Origin of the sequence: Chryseolinea soli (genome assembly GCF_003589925.1) — a bacterium.
GTDB classification, from domain to species: domain Bacteria; phylum Bacteroidota; class Bacteroidia; order Cytophagales; family Cyclobacteriaceae; genus Chryseolinea; species Chryseolinea soli.
In genome coordinates, this window is record NZ_CP032382.1 from 3,038,997 (window position 1) to 3,057,030 (window position 18,034).

An 18,034-nucleotide genomic window follows, 5' to 3' on the forward strand; every position below is an offset into this window, starting at 1 on the left:
GAGATGTTATTGAGTCCGCGAATAAGAATTCCCATCGGTCACAAAACTTTCGCGCATAAACTCTTCCGCCCGTTTGTTCACGATGGGCAACTTATCCATCCACGCCACTTCCACTGCATACACGCCAAAGTCCTCGGTCACTTTTCCTTTGATCGAATAAAACCCGCGGCCCCGGAACGGAAACTTGCGCGCACTATCCGGAAAATGTACGGTATCAAAAACTTCGCCACGTTCGTCAAAGAACGTCCCGAAAAACATCGACTGCTGTGTTTTCATCGTGCTGGCATCTTTGGTGGTCACCACGTAGCCGACAATGTGCACCTGTTTATTTTTCTTATGTTTCAGATCGCGCGCCAAAGTATCACCGCGCTCTGGCGAAGCGATGAGCAGGAACGGGTTACACAACGGGAACCCCAACAATTCGATCTCATCAAAAGCATCTTCCAGCGAATTGCGTTGCAACACGGGCAGCGGGTAGTCTTTGGGTTCTGTGTCGAACAGTTCTACGGTGGTCTTGTTGCGCTGTTTGATATTGCCAAAATACAACATGGCTTCCCACAACAAACGCTGTTTGCTTTTTCCCGTAAAGCGAAACGACCCCAACCGGATGAGGATGCGGATTTGCTCCAGCCCAAGGGCAATCCGGCGCAGAAAATTGTCCAGGCTTTTGTATTCACCGCCCCGTAAACGCTCTTCCGGAATTTCTTTCGCGATCTTCGACTCGAGGCTCTTCAAATGAACAAAACCGATGAAGATGGACGTATCATAAATTGTCGTCAGATATTCGCTCCGGTTCACACAAGGAGCTTCGACCTCGGCGCCGTTCATGCGCGCTTCGTGAAAATAGAATTCCGTGCGATAGAATCCGCCAAAATTATTGATCACGCCCACCATAAATTCCAACGGATAGTGTGCCTTCAAGTAAAGACTTTGATAGCTCTCCACGGCGTAGCTGGCGGAGTGCCCCTTGGCAAACGAATAACCCGAAAAACTTTCGATCTCAAACCACACGCGATCGGTCACATGCTGTGCATAGCCTTGCTCGCGACAGTTCTCAAAAAAGCGTTCGCGCACGCGTTGAAACTCTTCCCGCGAACGGTATTTGCCCGACATCCCGCGCCGCAGCACGTCGGCTTCGGTCAACGTGAGCCCGGCAAAATGATGGGCCACTTTGATCACATCCTCCTGGTATACCATCACGCCATACGTCTCGGCCATCAACTCGTCCATTTTAGGGTGAATGGATTCGTAGCGGCCGTCGTTTTGGGTCAGGTGAAACCGCTCGATGTAGGCCCGCATCATCCCCGAACTGGCAACACCCGGCCGGATAATGGAGCTGGCCGCCACCAGCGTGAGATAGTCCGAACAACGCAGTTTCTCCAGGAGCATGCGCATGGCCGGTGACTCCACATAAAAACAACCCATGGCCTTGCTGTTGCGGAGCAGATCTTTCACTTTCTCGTCTTCCTTGAACACATGGAAGCGATGAATGTCCACGTCAATCCCGCGATTGCGCTTCACGTGTTTCACGGTCTCCTTCAAATGTCCCAGTCCGCGTTGGCTCAGGATGTCGAATTTGTAGATGCCCAGGTCTTCGGCGTTGTGCATTTCAAAATGTGACACCGGATATCCCTTGGGGGGAAGCTCCGTGGCCGTGTAGGTGTAAATGGGTTTTTCCGTGATGAGCACGCCGCCGGCATGGATGGAAATGTTGGCCGGCAGGCCCTTCTTCACGATGTAGCTGGCATATTTAAAAATGAGCTCGGTGATGTTGTCGCGACTTTTGAAATGTTGAGGCTCGTCCACCAGGGAATCGATTTCTTCTTTGGGCAAGCCAAACACTTTTCCCAGCTCGCGCAAAATGGAACGATACTTATAGGTGGTGTGCGTGCCCAGCAGGCAAACGTGGTCGGTGCCATACGTCTCAAAAATATAGCGATAGATGTCATCGCGGTTGTCCCACGCAAAGTCGATGTCAAAGTCGGGAGGAGAGGTGCGCTCTTCGTTTAGGAAGCGCTCGAAATAGAGATTCAGGTCGATGGGGTCCACGTTCGTAATGCCCAGACAATAGGCGACCACGCTGTTGGCTCCGCTGCCCCGGCCGACAAAGTCGTACCCTTGTTGTTTGGCAAAGACAATGAGGCGGTAGGTGATAAGGTAATAGGAGCAGAAGTTTTTATGGCGGATGATCCGCAGCTCCCGGTTCACGCGTTCGGTCAGCTCATCCAACGCTTCTTGTTTGGTGTAGTGGCCATAGCGAGTGGCAAATCCCTTCCAGGTTTCCGTTTCCAGGATGCGCCAGTCTTCTTCCGGCGTGCCGTAGATATGTTTTTTGTTTTTGTCTTCCTTAAGGGTAAAGTCCAGGCGACATGGCGCCAGCAAGTCTTCTGTATTTTTTACTACTTCGGGATATCGCCTGAACATGTAGGCCAGCACTTCCTCCGGCATCATGATCTCGTCTTCGTGGGCCAGCAGGTGTTTGGGAAACTTGCTCAACAGCGTATTGTCGTTGACAGCCCGCAACAGCCGGTGAATATTGTAATCTGTTTTATTCGCGAAGGTGACGGGATGAAGGACAACAAACTTGGATTCATAACCGGCGTAACCGGCATACATGGCAAATTGATTCAGCTCATGTTTTCGGATGCCGATGTATTCATGATGGCGAAGCTGTTCGGACACCATCCTCTGAAACGGATAGACGACAAAAACCTCATCGAAGTCTGGGGCCCGCTCGGGAAAGGGTTTGGCCTCGCGGTTGTAGCGCGACAGGAAGCGATTGATCTCCTCGAAACCGGCATTGTTTTTTGCGATGGCGATATAGAGCAGGTCATTGCCGTTTCTAAATTCCACTCCCACAACAATCTCCAGCGCATGGGTCCGCTTGCCCGTAGCGGTCTTCGGTCCCTGCCGTGGCGAGCGCTCTTCACACAACCGCAGCATCTCGATATATGACGCCGTGTTGTTTATTTCCGTCATCACCAACTTGTGGACGCCGCACCGGATGGCCTCTTCAAACAAGTCTTCCACCGGTAGGGTGCCATATTTGAAACTGAAACCGGTGTGACAATTGAGGTACATACGTTTGTTGAATACGACGTTAAACGACTACGAAGTAGCTTTGAATTCCAAATAGGCCATCACCGCTTTGATCTCTCCGTAGGTGAAACCCGCGCCCAGCTTTTCTTTGATCGGCGCCAGCATTTTTCCACCCACTTGCTCGATGGCGAGCTGAATGGTCGCAATCTTTGCCGGGCGCACAAGCTCCTCAACCGAAAGCTTTCCATATTGAACATAGTAGGCCAGGTGATTTTCTACTGTGCCCACACTCAGGCTGCGCAAGGCCGCGATGTCGCCGGGCAAATGACCGGCTTTGAACAGATCCAGGGTTTGTTGTTTGGTTTCATTTTCCCGTTGCGGGCGCTCCGGCCGGTCCCTACGACCGCTCGTGCGCTTTGGAGATTTCAGATGCATGCGCGTAGCCATGCCGTTCTCTTCACAGTACCGCACAATGGCATCTTCAAATGCGGGGCCATAGCGCTCCACTTTCAACTCGCCAAAACCCGAAATATTCCGCATCGATGCTCGATCCAAAGGCAGATACGTAGCCAGTTCGCGCAACGAGGCATCCGACAGCACCACATAGGGCGGCACATTCTCTTCCTGCGCCAGCGCTGTCCGCACTTTCTTCAGGATCATAAAAAGCCCTGCTTCATAGTCGGCTGATTGTTCTGAAACTTGCATCATCGGCGTGGGCAGTTTCTCTTTCGATCGCACCAACATCACGCGTTCGGCACCCCGCAATACGGCCGCGCTTTTAGCAGTCAGTTTCAATACCGGGTACGTGCCGTCCGATTTGGCCAGGTAGCCCTGTGCCAGCAGGTCGCGAATAATGCTGGTCCATTCTTCTTTGCTGGTGTCGGCGCCCACGCCAAATGTTTTCAGCGCCCGGTGGTCGTCCATGATCTTTGCGGAATTCGATCCGCGCAAAACGTCGATCACATAGTTGGTGCCGAATCGTTCCTGCAAACGCGTCACGGCCGACAGCACTTTCTGGGCCTGCACCGTGCCTTCTTCGCGTTCGACTTGCGTGAGACAGATGTCGCAGTTGCCGCAATAGCTGGGGGCGGGTTCGTCGAAATAGTTTAGCAGGTATTGGCGCCGGCACGTCACCAGGTCGCCATAGGTGGCCATCTGGTCGAGCTTTTTCAGGTAGATGCGCGTCTGCTCGGCGTTGCCCTCGATCTCGACAAACTTTTTCATCTTGCTCACATCGGCGTAGGTATAATAGAGCAAGGCCTCGCTCTCCAGACCGTCGCGTCCGGCGCGACCCGTTTCCTGGTAATAGCTCTCGATATTTTTCGGGAGGTCCATGTGCACCACGTAACGCACGTTCGATTTGTCGATGCCCATGCCAAAGGCGATGGTGGCTACCATAATTTTCACGTCGTCACGCAAAAACATTTCCTGGTGTCGTGCCCGCTGTTCTTTTTCCATCCCGGCGTGATAGGGGAGGACATTAAACGCTTCCTTCGCCAGGTCGGCCGCCAGGCTCTCCGTTGCCACGCGCGACAAGCAATAGATGATGCCCGATTCTTCCTTCCGGGTCTCCAAAAAGCCTAACAATTTTTCGAAGCTCCGTTTTTTTGGCTCCACCGTGTAGCGGATGTTAGCCCGGTTGAAGCTCGACACAAACACGGCGGGCGAGCGCAATGCTAATTTTTCGATGATGTCTCTTTGCGTCACCTTGTCGGCGGTGGCCGTCAGGGCGATCACGGGCACATCGGGTAGCGTTTGTTTTAGTTGGTTCAGCAACAAATATTCCGGGCGAAAATCATGACCCCAATGCGAAATGCAGTGTGCCTCGTCAACGGCCACCAGGCTCACATTGAACGAACCGAGACGCCGGAAAAACGAGCTTTCGGGCGCGAGGTACAACAGCTTCATTTCTTTTGACAACACCTTGGTGATGATCGCATCCTGCTCCGCGCCACTTTGCGTGGAATTGAGGTACGCGGCCTGTACGCCGTTCAGCCGCAAGGCATCGACCTGATCTTTCATCAGGGCGATGAGCGGAGAGATCACCACGGTGAGTCCATCGAGCAACAGCGCAGGCACCTGGTAACACAGCGACTTGCCACCGCCGGTGGGCATCAACACAAACGTATCTTTTCGCTGAAGAACAGACTGGATGATGGCTTCCTGTTCCAAACGAAAGGAAGAATACCCGAAACGGGTCCGAAGAATTTCTAAAGGCGACATGGCAACAACGTTATGAATATAAAGATAAGAACACAACGCCTCCCCGGGTATATTATCCGGATAAGTTCGGCTATTCGCCTCCAAAAAATAAGGCGGCCAAGGCACAAGCGCGGATGCCGTAATTTTCCCCACAACGAGCGTGGCAAACAACGTCGCAAACAACATCACCGCGCCGTGCAACGGCCGCCTATTTTTTTTTTCCGCAGACCAACGTGTCACTAGCCATCCGTCGAGGGATCGCTCGTGACAGCGTGGTCAAAAACAATTTCACAAGCATGTGGCGGCCCCCTCGCACCCCGGATCGGGCCCGCCCGTACCGAACATCCGAGGGGCTCTCTATCGAGTGTACACCCACGGGCATGTTCGGGCGGGCTATCCGTTCCAAGTCCGGCCGGCGCTCAGCGCCACCGCACTTCGGGCTTTCCACTTCTATCCCTGGCCGGGATCCCAAGGTGTGAGGAAGCACTTCATCTTCATAAGGCCACATACCTGCACACATAACCGCCAACGGATTTATTCGCCTAACAAAATATCGCGGTAGTGGACCCACCGGTTCTCGGCGCGGGCCAGCACGGTAATGCGGTCGCAAAGGAAATGCTGGCTATAGGGAAGATCCTTCAAATACGGCCACGCTTTCAGAAAATCTTCTCCCGAAAGTTTTCTCGCCACCGTGATGTGCGGCGTGTAGTGCGCATCCTCTCGGATCAATTTCTCAAAAATATCCCGCACAGGATACTTATTGACGATATCCAAAATGATGGTGCGCTCCGAACCATGGTGAAACACATTCAGGTCTTTGATAAATATGTTGAACGGCTTGATGTTGGACACCTTCACTTCCACGTGCCGGATGATATCGTCCACATACTCGTCCTGATATTTGAACAACGATATGTGCGCGGTCGAGTAGCGGTCCGAGAATTCATGACCGATGAGATAGTGCACATCGTCTTTCAGCACGAACACGTCACTAAGAATGTGCGGCGGCGGCGAAATAATAAAGAACAACTCCTGAACAGGTGATTTTGTGGTTGCGATGGATGTTTTCATAGCTATGATTTTTCATTTGTTACAATTGAGTCACTTCAAATTCCCTTTGAACATATTCATCTCCATGCGCACGCGACGGTTCACGCCCAACGTGGTGGCGCGGATGAGTTTCTCCACACCGTGCTTGTGCTTGATAAAGTCAATGGCCTCATACAGGTTGATACTTTCGGCCGTGTCGTCGAAAAGGCTGATCTGGTGGCTGCCGTGCACGAGGCTGCTCAGCCGCACGCCCACCAACCGGATCAACATCCGCCGGTTGTAGAGCCGCTTGAACAACTCGGTCACGGTGTTCAGCAGGACGTGGTCCGACGACGTATAGGGAATGTGAATTTGTTTTGTTTCCGTGTCGAAATTGGAGTAGCGGATTTTCACCGTCACACACGACGCCAGCTTCTTTTGTTCGCGCAGTTGGAAGGCCACCTTCTCCACCATGGCAATCAAAATAGATTGCAGCCGTTTCACATCGATGGTATCTTCTTCGAAGGTGCACTCCGTGGAAATCGACTTTTGCTCTGCATAGGGCACCACGGGCGACTCGTCCACACCGTGGGCCTTGTTCCAGAGACTGAGACCATTCTTGCCAAATGCGCTCATCAGAAACTTCAGCGGCATTTCACGCAACGTGGCCACGGTGCGCACGCCCATGTCATATAAAAAAGAAGCGGTCTGCTTGCCGATCATGGGGATCTTCTCCACCGCCAGCGGCGACAAAAAGGCTTCCTCCGTGCCGGCGGGCACGTTGTGTTTGGCTTCCGGCTTAAACTCGCCCGTGGCCACTTTCGACACCAACTTGTTCCGCGACATGGCCAGCGAAATGGGCAGCCCGGATTCCTTGTTGATTTTTCTCTGCAGCTCCACGGCCCACTGGAATGCCCCGAAATAACGGTCCATGCCACTGGCGTCTATATAGAACTCGTCGATCGACGACTTTTCAAACATTGGGGCGGCCTCGGCGATAATTTCCGTCACCTCGTGCGAACATTGGCTGTACGACTCCATGTCGCCCGAGATCACCTTGGCATCGGGGCAGAGTTGCAGGGCCAGATACATGGGCATAGCCGAATGCACACCGAACTGCCGCGTTTCATAGCTACAGGCGGCCACCACGCCGCGGCGGCTGCTACCTCCTATAATAAGAGGCCGGCCCACCAGCGCTTTGTTGTTTCTACGCTCTACCGCCACAAAAAACGCATCCAGATCCAGGTGAATTATGTTCCGCTCCATGATGCTAAATAACTAAAATTATTAGTAAAATGTTTTGCTTTTAAACTAATTTTTTTAGTTTTGTACTGTTGTTAATGCCATAGCAACTCCCATCCCAACCTCTGCGCCAAAAAGGCGGGAGGTGGGACAGGGTCTTTACCAGTATGATGTATTATGAATAGGATTAAACATGTTGAGCAGAAGGGCAGAACGCTTTAACTATAGGGCGGGAAAAACGGAATGCGAAGGAGGAGAACTATAGGGGAGATACTGTACCGGAGATCAAAAGAAGAATTGCAAAGTTGGCTACTCTGTGCGCCTAAACCTTTCCGCTACACGGCGGAGGGTTTAGTCCTGGAGGGCTAACGGAACGGTTCAGCGAAGATCGCCCCGAACGGTCAAGCAACGCGGACGCTGTTCTGCGAATGGGGTATTGGGAGATCGTTATATTTTCCACGCCTGTGTGCTTAGCCTTTGTTTTTCGTAAACACTTACCTCGTATTTTTACAACTATGGCAATGATCAATAAGAACCTGAAATTTCTGCGCACCCAAACCGGGATGACGCAAAAACAACTGGCCGAAAAATTGGGCCTCAAACAGGCCGCTATCGGCGCCTACGAAGAAGAACGATCCACCCCGCCTTTGGCTTCCTTGCTCGACATCACGAAGATCTTCAACGTGAACCTCGATGCCCTCGTGCGTCAGGACCTGAGCCGCCTTTCGGAAAAAGAACGCAAGGCCGCCACACCCACCAAAGGAAAAGACATCCTGGCCATCACAGTGGACAGTAATAATAAAGAGAACGTTGACCTGGTGTCGCAAAAAGCATCGGCTGGTTATTTGGCCGGCTACCAGGATGTGGAGTTTGTAAAAGATCTCCCCAAGATCAGCGTGCCCATGCTTCCCCGAAACAGAACCTATCGCGCCTTCGAGATCCAGGGCGACTCCATGCTTCCGGTACAACCGGGCAGTGTAATTTTTGGAGAGTATATGGAAGATGTTGCGGCCATAAAGAATGGTAAGCTCTACATCCTGGTCACCAAACAAGATGGCATCGTCTTCAAACGTGTTTTCAATTTCACGGCCGAGGAAGGCAAATTGCTGCTGGTGTCCGACAACCGCCAATACGAACCGTACTCCGTCGACGCTGCCGAAGTGCTTGAGATCTGGCAAGCCAAGGCCTTCTTTACCAACCAGTTTCCCGACCCGCAAACCACCAACACCGTCTCCACCGAACATTTGGCCCACACCGTGCTGCAGTTGCAGGCCGAATTGCAAAAATTGAAAAAGAAGTAAGCACACGCGCGCGATGTAAGTTTTGCCCGAATTAACACGTGTAGGGGTAGAGTATTCTCGATAGCTTGGCCTGTCCCAAACAAGTTATCCCATGATGTGTCGCATAGCCTGTATCCTCATCGCAGTCGCCGGCCAATCGGCCTGGGCGCAACAGCCTGTTAAAACGCTTGATCCTATTCGTATCGACAACCTCAATCTCAGCATCGAGGGCGAACGACAATTCCACGAGAATCAAAAACTCATCGAACAGATCGCTGGCAAACTGGAGCGTGGTGTGAACCTCAAAGACCTTCCCGTCGAACAACAGAAAATCTATTCCGAATGGGACGAGACCACGGAAGACTACTGGGATATTCTCGGCGGCGGATGCAGTTGGTATTGTGGCGCCATGTGCAGTAACGTAAGTGCATCGTCGACATTGAAATCGCAAGGCGATAATGTCTATGACGCCAACAACGCGCACGACCTGAACTATAAAAGCGCGTGGGTGGAAGGCGCCCCGGGCGACGGCGTCGGGCAGTACCTGCTCTATAAATTCGCGCCGGAGAACCCCCGGATCACAGAGATCATCGTGGTCAATGGCTACGTGAAAAGTCAGGCTGCCTGGGAGAACAACGCGAGGGCAAAAAAATTGAAGCTGTATGTTAACGACCGCCCATATGCCATCTTGAATCTCAAGGATCAACGCGCCGCACAACATTTCAAAGTAGATCCGATCGGGAACGGCAATCGCGAAGATTTTACTAAACTCAAAACACAAACAGACTGGAATCTCAAGTTCGAGATCCTGGAAGTATACAAAGGACTCAAATACGATGACCTCGCCATCTCCGAAATCTATTTCGACGGATTGGATGTTCATTGTTTTGCAAGGGGCACAAAGGTGACCGTTGCCAACGACCAAACCCGGAACATCGAAGACATTACCCCAGGCGATGAAGTGCTTTCTTTCAACACCGAAACAAATCGCTTACATCCTGTTGTGGTAGAGCAAGTCGCGAAAGTTGTGCATCACGGCATCGTGAAGTACGCTTTCGACAATGGTCGGGAAATTGTGGCCACGCAAGACCATCCTTTTTTAATTGTTGGCAAAGGTTGGGCTTCTCTAAAACCCGAGGGCTCCAGTCAATACAAAGGATTTGAAGATATCGGCAAGATCGCTTTGGGTGATGCTTTTGAAATATGCGATGGCCGGGGAAACAAGAGCACGACAAAGCTGAAACAGATTGAATATCTCGACGGTCCCTTCGAGACCTACACCATCACGCGGTTGAAAGGAGCAAGCAACTTCATCGCGAATGGTTGCATCGTGGGTGTGGAAGATACAGGGGGTGTGCTGACGGTGGCTAACGCGCATGAGTAGGGAACGCTGCGCCCTCCTTCGCTAAAACTTCGGCAGGCAAAGGGCGCAAAGAAAGGATCGTGTTAGTTCTTTTGGAGGGCGGTCATTATCCCGGTGAAGTGGGCTTTTAATATTTTTCCTTCGATCGATCCGGCGATGTCTATGGTATAATCTCGTCCTGACCGCGTCACGGCCATCTGTCCCGCGGCAAAGGAGAATACTTGCGGGCCCTGTGGTGAGGATGGGTCCGCGTCGTCCAACTGTACGCGCCCTTCCGGCATTTCAAAAACATTCGCGGGACTTTCTGTTCCAGTAAAAGTGTACGTTCCTGCATCCAAATCCTGTGTGGCATTATAGACCGTCAGCTCGATGGCATTTCCCTGCCCCGTCATCGTGTGCCCATCGGTGACAAGACCTGCGGACAAAAGCATGAATGTATTTTCATAACAGCGTGTGCCATTTCCGCCGCTGACATCAGGCGAAGACGCATAAAGTAGAAAAGCCGATCGCAAACCCCTGGTGCGACCATCGAAGTTGAAAGCGTTGGCCTTCGTATCATCATCTTTTTTGCACCTGACCATACTAGATAAGAAAATGCATGCCACCGTAACGATCATGCGGCCGGCGATGCGTAGGGTGATGAAACGCATAACGTTGTGTGTTTAGGTTCTCACCCCAATGTAGCCGTCGCCACTGCAATAGGTTTGCAGTATCCACATAAACAAAAATCAATAGTTAGCTTAACTGCTAGAATGATTTTACAGTAGTGTAAGCGTTGTAAAGGATGCCGCGCATATCAGAAACGGTGTGCAACCGATCACCCAAAAATCACTCAGGATAATGAACAGAAGCCAGGGAGGAAGAAAGCCGATGGAAAAGAGCGCTGAGAAAAAAGAGGCCGAGCCCATGGACGGCCGAGAAGGGGGGTAAAAAAAAATCACTCCTTTTGAGAGTGATTTTTCCATGTGCCGAAGGGGGGACTCGAACCCCCACAGCTTGCGCCACACGCCCCTGAAACGTGCGTGTCTACCAATTTCACCACTTCGGCAAGTGTCTTTCAAAATTCAGGGTTCTCCGGTCCGTCTCGACTGGAGTTTTTTGTTTTTGGGTGCCCAGGACTGGACTCGAACCAGCACACCGGTTAAGGCACTACCCCCTCAAAGTAGCGTGTCTACCAATTTCACCACCTGGGCATTTTCTTCGCCGTATGAGGTACGAAGGGCGACAAAAGTAAGAAGCTTTTCAGCATTAAGCAAAAAGGCTTTTAAATAAAACGGGCTATCCAGGCCCCCAGGGCCAGGGCCGAAAAACCGGCCACCAGGCTCACCGATGTGTACAGAAACGCGGTTCCGAGCATTTTTTGCTGGAACAGGCTGAAATTCTCCCAGGCAAAGGCCGAAAATGTGGTGAATCCGCCACAAAATCCAGCGCCCAGGAACAAGCGCCAGTTCTCGGTCATGCCGGTTTTGCGCACGGCAAGGACATAAAAAAGGCCTATTAAAAAAGAGCCCACCAGATTCACCGTCAGGGTGCCATAAGGAAAAGCGGTGTTCATTTTCTCGTCTAAGCCTTTTACCGTGAGGTAGCGGGCCACGCTGCCGATGGAGCCGCCGATAGCGATTATCAGAATTTTGAAGAGGTTCATTGGGATACAGATATTAACCGGCGTTTCATTTTAAAATGAGCTATGTGGTCCAGAAGCTGCAGACCGCCTTTGTTCATCCTTGTAATTTTAACATTGCGCGTTAAAATTACAAGGATAAAAAACGGGAGGAATGATCTTTGAGCTTCACCATGCCATGCCGATGAAGTCGCCGCGTCAGGGTAGGCACTACGATTTATTTCGATGGCTTCAATTTTGCCATGTCAAAATAATCCCAAAATGTGTTTGAATAAACGTAGCCGTCTTTGAATCCAAATTTCAGACGGAACGCTGCTTTAGTGTTGCCTTTGTAGCGAGGTAATTTTGCAATGAGCATGTTTTTTGGATCGAGAATTAAATCTCTCGCTAGGACACCGCATAGGTCAAGCTGCTCCTTATCAAGCATTACCCAGCGGCCGTGGTCATCTTTCACTTCTTGCACCATTCGCCGAATCATGTTGTGCGTCCCTAAATAAAGGAGAGAATCGGAATGATTCGTGATGACAATTGGAAACGCTTTCTGATATTTTATAGAATCCACAATCCAGTTTCCACTTTCTTCATCAGGATGAGAAAAATGATGTGGTTCCAGCATATGGAACAATGTATCGACCTGTATACTGATGTTGTTAGGCGTGATCTTCGCCCAGTTGTGGGCGTTTTCATACTTTCCATATTGCCCTTTGCCAACGCGTGACGAAATCGGTTGACGTGGCAGAACGATAGTGTCGGTGGACTCACCCAAGTAATACACCATGAAGTCGGCGCAAGAATGAAATTCCATCAATTCACCGGCGACGACAATCGAATCGATCAGGGTTAGATTTTGATGGGATTGAATGTGGAGTAGCTCTATTTTTCGACGGCAGGAAACCAACGCGGCCACCATCAATAAAGGCAGAACTACTCGGACGGTAAGTATGTTGAAACGGGGATGGCATTGTAATGTCATGCTACTGTAATGAGGCCGTCCCGAGAAAGACACAAAGAAATGTCTCTGTATGTTGTAACTAACTGATAATCAAGAGCCGAGGATGGGAATTGAACCCACGACCTGCTGATTACGAATCAGCTGCTCTACCCCTGAGCTACCTCGGCTTGTTTGGGGGCAAAAATAATCGATGAAAGTTTACGGCCGACATCGAAACGCATTTCGTTCTGCGTAAATTACTAAATTGTCGCAATTATGCTCTCCAAGAAATGTAAATACGCCATTCACGCCCTCGTCCACATGGCCAAGGAGCCTGAAAAGAAGTTCCTGATCAAGGATATTTCGGAAGCCTGTAACATCCCCAAGAAGTTCCTGGAGGCCATCCTGCTGGAACTCAAGCGAGCGGGTGTGCTAGGGAGCAAACAGGGTAAGGGCGGCGGCTATTTCCTGCGTCAGGATCCGGCCACGGTAAACCTGGCCGAGGTGCTGAGGATGTTCGACGGGACCATCGCGCTGGTTTCGTGCGCCGCCCATAAATTCTATGAACCCTGTACGGAGTGCGAGGACGAGGCAACCTGTAGCCTTCACCATGCCTTCCTGGAAATACGCATGGCCACCGTAGAGATGCTGAAGAACGAAACGCTGGAGGGGCTGGCTAAGAAAGAGTTGAAAATGAAGGCCAAGAAAAAGGCCAAAGCCTGAACTTTTGCCCCCCGAAAAGCTTTGTAATATTTTCTACCCTAAACTCTATAAATTCAATAGATTTAGGCTGCCGAAGCGCAGTTTCAAAATACTTTACTTAACGAATTGTTTCACAAAAAAATCCTGAATTATGTCAATCAGACTAGGCGACATCGCCCCCGATTTCACGGCCGAGACCACAGAGGGCACTATTAAATTTCACGACTGGCTGGGCAACAGCTGGGGCGTATTGTTCTCGCACCCTGCCGACTTCACGCCGGTGTGTACTACCGAGTTGGGTGCCGTAGCCAAGCTGCGCTCCGAGTTCGACAAGCGCAATGTGAAGGTGATGGCCATCAGCGCCGACCCCCTGGATTCGCACAACCGCTGGATCGGCGACATCAACGAGACCCAGAAGACCGTGGTGAACTATCCCCTGATTGCAGACCCCGAATTTAAGATTGCCAATCTGTACGACATGGTCCACCCGGCCGTAACGGATAAGTTCACCGTGCGTTCCGTATTCGTGATCGGTCCCGATAAAAAGGTGAAGCTCACCATCACCTACCCGGCTTCTACCGGGCGCAATTTTGATGAGATCCTCCGCGTCATCGACAGCCTGCAACTGACGGCCAACTATAGCGTGGCCACGCCCGCCAACTGGAAACACGGCGAGGACGTGATCATCACCGCCGCGGTGAAGGACGAGGACATCGCCACTAAATTCCCGAAAGGCCATACCCGCGTGAAACCTTATTTGAGAACCACGCCTCAACCGAATATTTAAGATCTTTTCAATTGTGAGCCCTACGAGCCCTCCGGATTACCTTCCGGGGGGCTTTGTCTTTTCCAGGGATCCCTGCATTAAATGACCAGCCAACTGCTGAATAGGGGAATTGAACGTTAAAAATGACGATGCTCATAACCTTTCGGGGTTTGGCACGTAATAACACGCACGAAGAATTTCAGAATTCTTCACCCTCCCGGTGGCATACGATGTTGTATCGATGGCCGTCCGGTGATGTCTCAAAGGCCTCTCACTAAACCAGATCGCTCCATTCGCGCGATAAAACGTTTGCATAACTCCGATTCGCAGGATGAATGGAGCGGAACGTTTAAAAAATCATAAACGCAACGTGCGTTATTAAAAAAGTAAATAAGACCGATATGCCTCTGCCCCGGGGAAAGAAAAAATAAAAGCATAGGGGTAAACGACAACAGAATTGTCATACATGAAAATTGAACGATTATGGAAAATAGGATCAATCTCGCCCCATCCGTCAATGATTATCTGAGACGCTTTTATGTTGCTCAAAACAATCTTCACCAATTAATCAAAGAAGAGCGCCTGCAGAAACGCATCCAAAAAAGTAAGCGGCAGCTCCTGAAAGCTGAATGAACAAAACCCAAAGACTCTCTATCATCGGTGGCGGCATCGGAGGCCTCACCCTGGCCATTGCGCTCCGGAAAAAAGGTTACCCCGTAACCGTCTATGAAAATGCTCCCGAGCTCAAGCCGCTTGGCGCGGGCCTCGGTCTGGCAGCCAACGCCATCAAAGCCTTTCAACAGATCGGCATCCGCGACGACGTGTTGAAAGCGGGAAGGGTACTAAAGAAATTTATCATCAAAGACCAGCAAGGCCAGGCATTGTCGACGGCCAATGCCGAGCGCATGAGTGCCAAGTTTGGTGCTCCCAATAATTTCACCATTCACCGCGCTGATCTTCACCAGGTGCTTCTATCACAGCTTCCCGAGGGCGTGGTGCAAAAAGGCAAAGGCTGCTCCGATTTTGAGCAGACGTCCAGTGGTGTGCGGCTTCATTTTACCGATGGCACTTCCGTGGAAACAGACTATGTGGTGGCCTGCGATGGCATTCACTCCGTCTTTCGCAAAAAGTTGTTGCCAGGAAGTACGCCGCGTTATGCAGGCTACACGTGTTGGCGCGCTGTGATCGATAAAATTCCTCCGTCGTTGAACATGGAAGAGACCTCGGAGACATGGGGACCCGGAAGCCGTTTTGGCATTGTGCCGCTGTCGCGCCAACGGATCTATTGGTTTGCAACGATCAACGCTGGGGCAAACGACCAGGAGAAGAAAGCCTATGGTGTGGCCGAGCTCTCGAAACATTTTGGAGCGTTCCACGCAGACGTTAGGAATGTTCTCGCGCAAACGCAAGATGCCCAGTTGATCTGGAACGACATCATCGACCTGAAACCCTTGAAACAATTTGCCTTTGGAAATATTTTGTTAATGGGCGACGCCGCGCATGCCACCACACCCAACCTGGGGCAGGGTGCGTGTATGGCGATTGAAGACGCGGTGATCCTGGCGAATTGCCTCGCCGAAAATGCAGAACCCATCGTCGCGTTTCAGCGCTTTGAAACCCGTCGTCTAAGACGCACACGTCACATCATCCGGGATTCGCGGCGCCTGGGGCGGATCGCGCAATTGGAGAATCCATTTCTTATCAAGCTGCGCAATGCTGCCGTGCGGCTCACACCACAGCGGGTCACGGAAAATCAGTTCAAGTTTATTTCAGAAGTTTCTTTTCAATAGTCGCTTTCGTAGCGGGTGCCGTGTTGAGAGAAACGTTGCTTAGGGCGATGTATTTCTATGCGCAGCGCTAAGCGCAGGGAGCAACCTTCGCGGGCTTTGCTGTGAAAATTCCGTTGCTTTGGATACTTTCGTTTTTCATAACATTACATTTTACTCCCATGCACTACCGTACCGCCACCGAAGAGGATGCACCCCGATTGTTGAGATTGTATAAAGCCGTATCGCGCGTGCGCGACGGCATTGCCCGGCTCGAGCATGAGGTGACGGAGGAATATATCCACGAGATCCTTCACAACAGCCTTTCGCGCGGCCTGATGGTGGTGGCCGAACACCCCGATGATCCTAATGAACTGGTGGCCGATATGCACGGTTACACGATGGGACTGGAGATCTTCAAACACTTAATTACCGACGTGACGGTATGCGTCCACCCCGACTTCCAGGGGAGAAAGATCGGCCGCACGATCCTCACCATCTACCTGGACGAAATTGTGCGCAACCGCCCCGAGATCGGGAAGGTGGAATTGATTGCCCGCGAAGGAAATCTCAGGGCGATCCATTTATATCAATCTGTTGGCTTCCGCATCGAGGGCCGGTTGGAAATGCGCATCCGCATGGCCGATGGCACGTATGAAGCCGATATCCCGATGGGATGGCAAAACCCTTCATTTGAATTCGACATGCCCTAGCCTGGGTCATGAACATTTCATTCCCGGGTATATAACCCCGGTTGCAAAAAAAAGATTGAAAAGGATTTTCGTTAGACGAGGTATTCGAACAGGTTTTCGTTCTGATTCACCAGCGTGTAGTTCAGCTTGTGGCCGTCCATACGGGCAATGAGCGAGTTGAAATCGTCTTTTGATTTCACTTCGATGCCGATGAGTGCGGGACCACTTTCCTTGTTATTCTTCTGGATGAATTCAAAACGCACGATGTCGTCGTTGGGGCCCAAAATGTCGTTGACGAATTCTTTGAGGGCTCCGGGGCGCTGCGCAAAGCGTACGATGAAATAATACTTGAGGCCTTCGTAGAGCAGCGAGCGTTCTTTGATCTCCTGCATGCGGTCGATGTCGTTGTTGCCGCCGCTGAGGACGCAGACTACCTTTTTGCCTTTGATCTGGGCTGCGTATTGATCGAGGGCTGCGATGGACAATGCCCCGGCCGGTTCGGCCACGATGGCATCTTCGTTGTAGAGTTGCAGGATGGTGGTGCTCACTTTGCCTTCGGGCACCAGCAGCAAGTCGGTGATCACGTCTTTGCAGAGCTCGAATGTGATGTCGCCCACTTTCTTCACGGCCGCGCCGTCGACAAAGCGCTGGATCGTATCGAGCACAACGGGCTTGCCTGCATCGAGGGCAGCTTTCATGGAGGGTGCGCCCAGGGGTTCTACGCCCACCAGTTTGGTTTGGGGCGAGAAGAGTCTGAAATATTGACCCACGCCGGCACAAAGGCCGCCACCGCCAATGGGCACGAAGATGTAGTCGATGCCCGACAGGTCGTCGAGGATCTCTTTGCCTACGGTGCCTTGTCCTTCAATCACTTTCAGGTGATCGAATGGCGGGATGAAGACCATTTCATTTTCTTCGGTAAACGCCAGCGCATGGGCCTGGCATTCGTCGAACGTGTCGCCGATGAGGACGATCTCGATGTTGTTGCCGCCAAACATTCTCACCTGGTTGATCTTTTGTTTGGGGGTGATGGCGGGCATGTAGATCACGCCTTTGATGTCGAGGTATTTGCAGGCGAAGGCCACCCCTTGGGCGTGGTTGCCGGCACTCGCACACACGACGCCGCGTTTGCGCTGGTCGTCGCTCAGGCTTTGGATGAGGTTGTAGGCACCCCGCAATTTATACGAGCGCACCACCTGCAAATCTTCGCGTTTAATGTAAATCTCGGCTTGAAATTTTTCGGAGAGTTTGCGATGGTATTGCAACGGCGTTTTCAGCGCTACGGCTTTGAGCGCGTAGGCGGCGGCGTTGATGTTGAGGTCGTATGTTTGTGAGGTGGGTTTCATAAGGATAAAATACTAACCGCGAAGGCATCAAAAGATCGTGTCCGTTGCGCCTTCG

General features: G+C 51.5%; 15 protein-coding genes and 3 tRNA genes. 7 read left to right on the plus strand and 11 right to left on the minus strand.

Translation table 11 applies throughout. The annotated features are described in order from the left end of the window. Positions 1 to 6: 6 nt before the first annotated feature. The 4 genes from D4L85_RS13105 to dinB form a co-directional block, all read right to left on the minus strand. Complete coding sequence (locus D4L85_RS13105) at positions 7 to 3,081, minus strand: DNA polymerase III subunit alpha (RefSeq protein WP_119754732.1); 3,075 nt, start codon at positions 3,079 to 3,081, stop codon at positions 7 to 9. A gap of 27 nt (positions 3,082 to 3,108) precedes the next feature. Continuing rightward, positions 3,109 to 5,262 carry a DNA helicase RecQ gene (recQ, locus tag D4L85_RS13110; RefSeq protein WP_119754733.1) on the minus strand — a complete coding sequence of 718 codons (2,154 nt, stop codon included), beginning with the start codon at positions 5,260 to 5,262 and terminating at the stop codon, positions 3,109 to 3,111. 513 nt (positions 5,263 to 5,775) lie between these two features. Beyond that, positions 5,776 to 6,312 (minus strand): 2'-5' RNA ligase family protein, encoded by a 537-nt coding sequence (locus tag D4L85_RS13115; RefSeq protein ID WP_119754734.1) that lies wholly within the window; start codon positions 6,310 to 6,312, stop codon positions 5,776 to 5,778. A gap of 30 nt (positions 6,313 to 6,342) precedes the next feature. Further along, positions 6,343 to 7,536, minus strand: a complete 1,194-nt coding sequence (gene dinB, locus D4L85_RS13120) for a DNA polymerase IV (RefSeq protein ID WP_119754735.1) — start codon at positions 7,534 to 7,536, stop codon at positions 6,343 to 6,345. 497 nt (positions 7,537 to 8,033) lie between these two features. Between dinB and D4L85_RS13125 the strand changes: the two genes are divergently transcribed. Beyond that, entirely contained in the window at positions 8,034 to 8,813 is a 780-nt protein-coding gene (locus D4L85_RS13125) for an XRE family transcriptional regulator (protein WP_228450875.1), read from the plus strand. Positions 8,814 to 8,904: 91 nt separating this feature from the next. Then, positions 8,905 to 10,176: an NADase-type glycan-binding domain-containing protein gene (locus D4L85_RS13130; protein ID WP_119754737.1), complete on the plus strand. Its 1,272-nt coding sequence runs from the start codon at positions 8,905 to 8,907 to the stop codon at positions 10,174 to 10,176. Positions 10,177 to 10,238: 62 nt separating this feature from the next. On the opposite strand, the gene D4L85_RS13135 is transcribed toward D4L85_RS13130, so the two are convergent. From D4L85_RS13135 to D4L85_RS13160, 6 genes are all read right to left on the minus strand, one after another. After that, the gene (locus tag D4L85_RS13135; RefSeq protein ID WP_160143702.1) at positions 10,239 to 10,805 is read right to left on the minus strand and encodes a hypothetical protein; all 567 of its coding nucleotides are present in this window, start codon (positions 10,803 to 10,805) and stop codon (positions 10,239 to 10,241) included. Between the two features lie 316 nt (positions 10,806 to 11,121). Further along, positions 11,122 to 11,203: transfer RNA gene (locus D4L85_RS13140), tRNA-Leu, on the minus strand. Positions 11,204 to 11,264: 61 nt separating this feature from the next. After that, positions 11,265 to 11,348, minus strand: a tRNA-Leu gene (locus tag D4L85_RS13145). A 71-nt stretch (positions 11,349 to 11,419) separates the two neighbouring features. Next, positions 11,420 to 11,800: a fluoride efflux transporter CrcB gene (crcB, locus tag D4L85_RS13150; RefSeq protein WP_073133423.1), complete on the minus strand. Its 381-nt coding sequence runs from the start codon at positions 11,798 to 11,800 to the stop codon at positions 11,420 to 11,422. Between the two features lie 193 nt (positions 11,801 to 11,993). Next, positions 11,994 to 12,749: a hypothetical protein gene (locus D4L85_RS13155; RefSeq protein WP_160143703.1), complete on the minus strand. Its 756-nt coding sequence runs from the start codon at positions 12,747 to 12,749 to the stop codon at positions 11,994 to 11,996. A 74-nt stretch (positions 12,750 to 12,823) separates the two neighbouring features. After that, positions 12,824 to 12,895, minus strand: a tRNA-Thr gene (locus tag D4L85_RS13160). Between the two features lie 88 nt (positions 12,896 to 12,983). Here D4L85_RS13160 and D4L85_RS13165 point away from each other — a divergent pair. The 5 genes from D4L85_RS13165 to D4L85_RS13180 all read left to right on the plus strand — a co-directional run bounded on the left by D4L85_RS13165 (position 12,984) and on the right by D4L85_RS13180 (position 16,654). Continuing rightward, positions 12,984 to 13,430 (plus strand): RrF2 family transcriptional regulator, encoded by a 447-nt coding sequence (locus D4L85_RS13165; protein WP_119754740.1) that lies wholly within the window; start codon positions 12,984 to 12,986, stop codon positions 13,428 to 13,430. 130 nt (positions 13,431 to 13,560) lie between these two features. Then, positions 13,561 to 14,196 carry a peroxiredoxin gene (locus tag D4L85_RS13170; RefSeq protein ID WP_119754741.1) on the plus strand — a complete coding sequence of 212 codons (636 nt, stop codon included), beginning with the start codon at positions 13,561 to 13,563 and terminating at the stop codon, positions 14,194 to 14,196. 462 nt (positions 14,197 to 14,658) lie between these two features. After that, positions 14,659 to 14,808 carry a hypothetical protein gene (locus tag D4L85_RS34410; RefSeq protein ID WP_160143704.1) on the plus strand — a complete coding sequence of 50 codons (150 nt, stop codon included), beginning with the start codon at positions 14,659 to 14,661 and terminating at the stop codon, positions 14,806 to 14,808. Next, positions 14,805 to 15,965 (plus strand): FAD-dependent monooxygenase, encoded by a 1,161-nt coding sequence (locus D4L85_RS13175; protein ID WP_119754742.1) that lies wholly within the window; start codon positions 14,805 to 14,807, stop codon positions 15,963 to 15,965. Before D4L85_RS34410 ends, D4L85_RS13175 begins: the two co-directional genes overlap by 4 nt. 158 nt (positions 15,966 to 16,123) lie before the next feature. After that, complete coding sequence (locus D4L85_RS13180) at positions 16,124 to 16,654, plus strand: GNAT family N-acetyltransferase (protein WP_119754743.1); 531 nt, start codon at positions 16,124 to 16,126, stop codon at positions 16,652 to 16,654. Positions 16,655 to 16,725: 71 nt separating this feature from the next. Here D4L85_RS13180 and ilvA read toward each other — a convergent pair whose 3' ends face one another. Next, complete coding sequence (gene ilvA, locus D4L85_RS13185; RefSeq protein ID WP_119754744.1) at positions 16,726 to 17,979, minus strand: threonine ammonia-lyase IlvA; 1,254 nt, start codon at positions 17,977 to 17,979, stop codon at positions 16,726 to 16,728. Positions 17,980 to 18,034: the final 55 nt, after the last annotated feature.

What these genes read in the sequence shown, in the direction of transcription:
- D4L85_RS13105 (WP_119754732.1), bottom strand. Translation starts at nt 3,081, where the DNA reads ATGTACCTCAATTGTCACACCGGTTTCAGTTTCAAATATGGCACCCTA.
- recQ (WP_119754733.1), bottom strand. Translation starts at nt 5,262, where the DNA reads ATGTCGCCTTTAGAAATTCTTCGGACCCGTTTCGGGTATTCTTCCTTT.
- D4L85_RS13115 (WP_119754734.1), bottom strand. Translation starts at nt 6,312, where the DNA reads ATGAAAACATCCATCGCAACCACAAAATCACCTGTTCAGGAGTTGTTC.
- dinB (WP_119754735.1), bottom strand. Translation starts at nt 7,536, where the DNA reads ATGGAGCGGAACATAATTCACCTGGATCTGGATGCGTTTTTTGTGGCG.
- D4L85_RS13125 (WP_228450875.1), top strand. Translation starts at nt 8,034, where the DNA reads ATGATCAATAAGAACCTGAAATTTCTGCGCACCCAAACCGGGATGACG.
- D4L85_RS13130 (WP_119754737.1), top strand. Translation starts at nt 8,905, where the DNA reads ATGATGTGTCGCATAGCCTGTATCCTCATCGCAGTCGCCGGCCAATCG.
- D4L85_RS13135 (WP_160143702.1), bottom strand. Translation starts at nt 10,805, where the DNA reads ATGCGTTTCATCACCCTACGCATCGCCGGCCGCATGATCGTTACGGTG.
- crcB (WP_073133423.1), bottom strand. Translation starts at nt 11,800, where the DNA reads ATGAACCTCTTCAAAATTCTGATAATCGCTATCGGCGGCTCCATCGGC.
- D4L85_RS13155 (WP_160143703.1), bottom strand. Translation starts at nt 12,749, where the DNA reads ATGACATTACAATGCCATCCCCGTTTCAACATACTTACCGTCCGAGTA.
- D4L85_RS13165 (WP_119754740.1), top strand. Translation starts at nt 12,984, where the DNA reads ATGCTCTCCAAGAAATGTAAATACGCCATTCACGCCCTCGTCCACATG.
- D4L85_RS13170 (WP_119754741.1), top strand. Translation starts at nt 13,561, where the DNA reads ATGTCAATCAGACTAGGCGACATCGCCCCCGATTTCACGGCCGAGACC.
- D4L85_RS34410 (WP_160143704.1), top strand. Translation starts at nt 14,659, where the DNA reads ATGGAAAATAGGATCAATCTCGCCCCATCCGTCAATGATTATCTGAGA.
- D4L85_RS13175 (WP_119754742.1), top strand. Translation starts at nt 14,805, where the DNA reads ATGAACAAAACCCAAAGACTCTCTATCATCGGTGGCGGCATCGGAGGC.
- D4L85_RS13180 (WP_119754743.1), top strand. Translation starts at nt 16,124, where the DNA reads ATGCACTACCGTACCGCCACCGAAGAGGATGCACCCCGATTGTTGAGA.
- ilvA (WP_119754744.1), bottom strand. Translation starts at nt 17,979, where the DNA reads ATGAAACCCACCTCACAAACATACGACCTCAACATCAACGCCGCCGCC.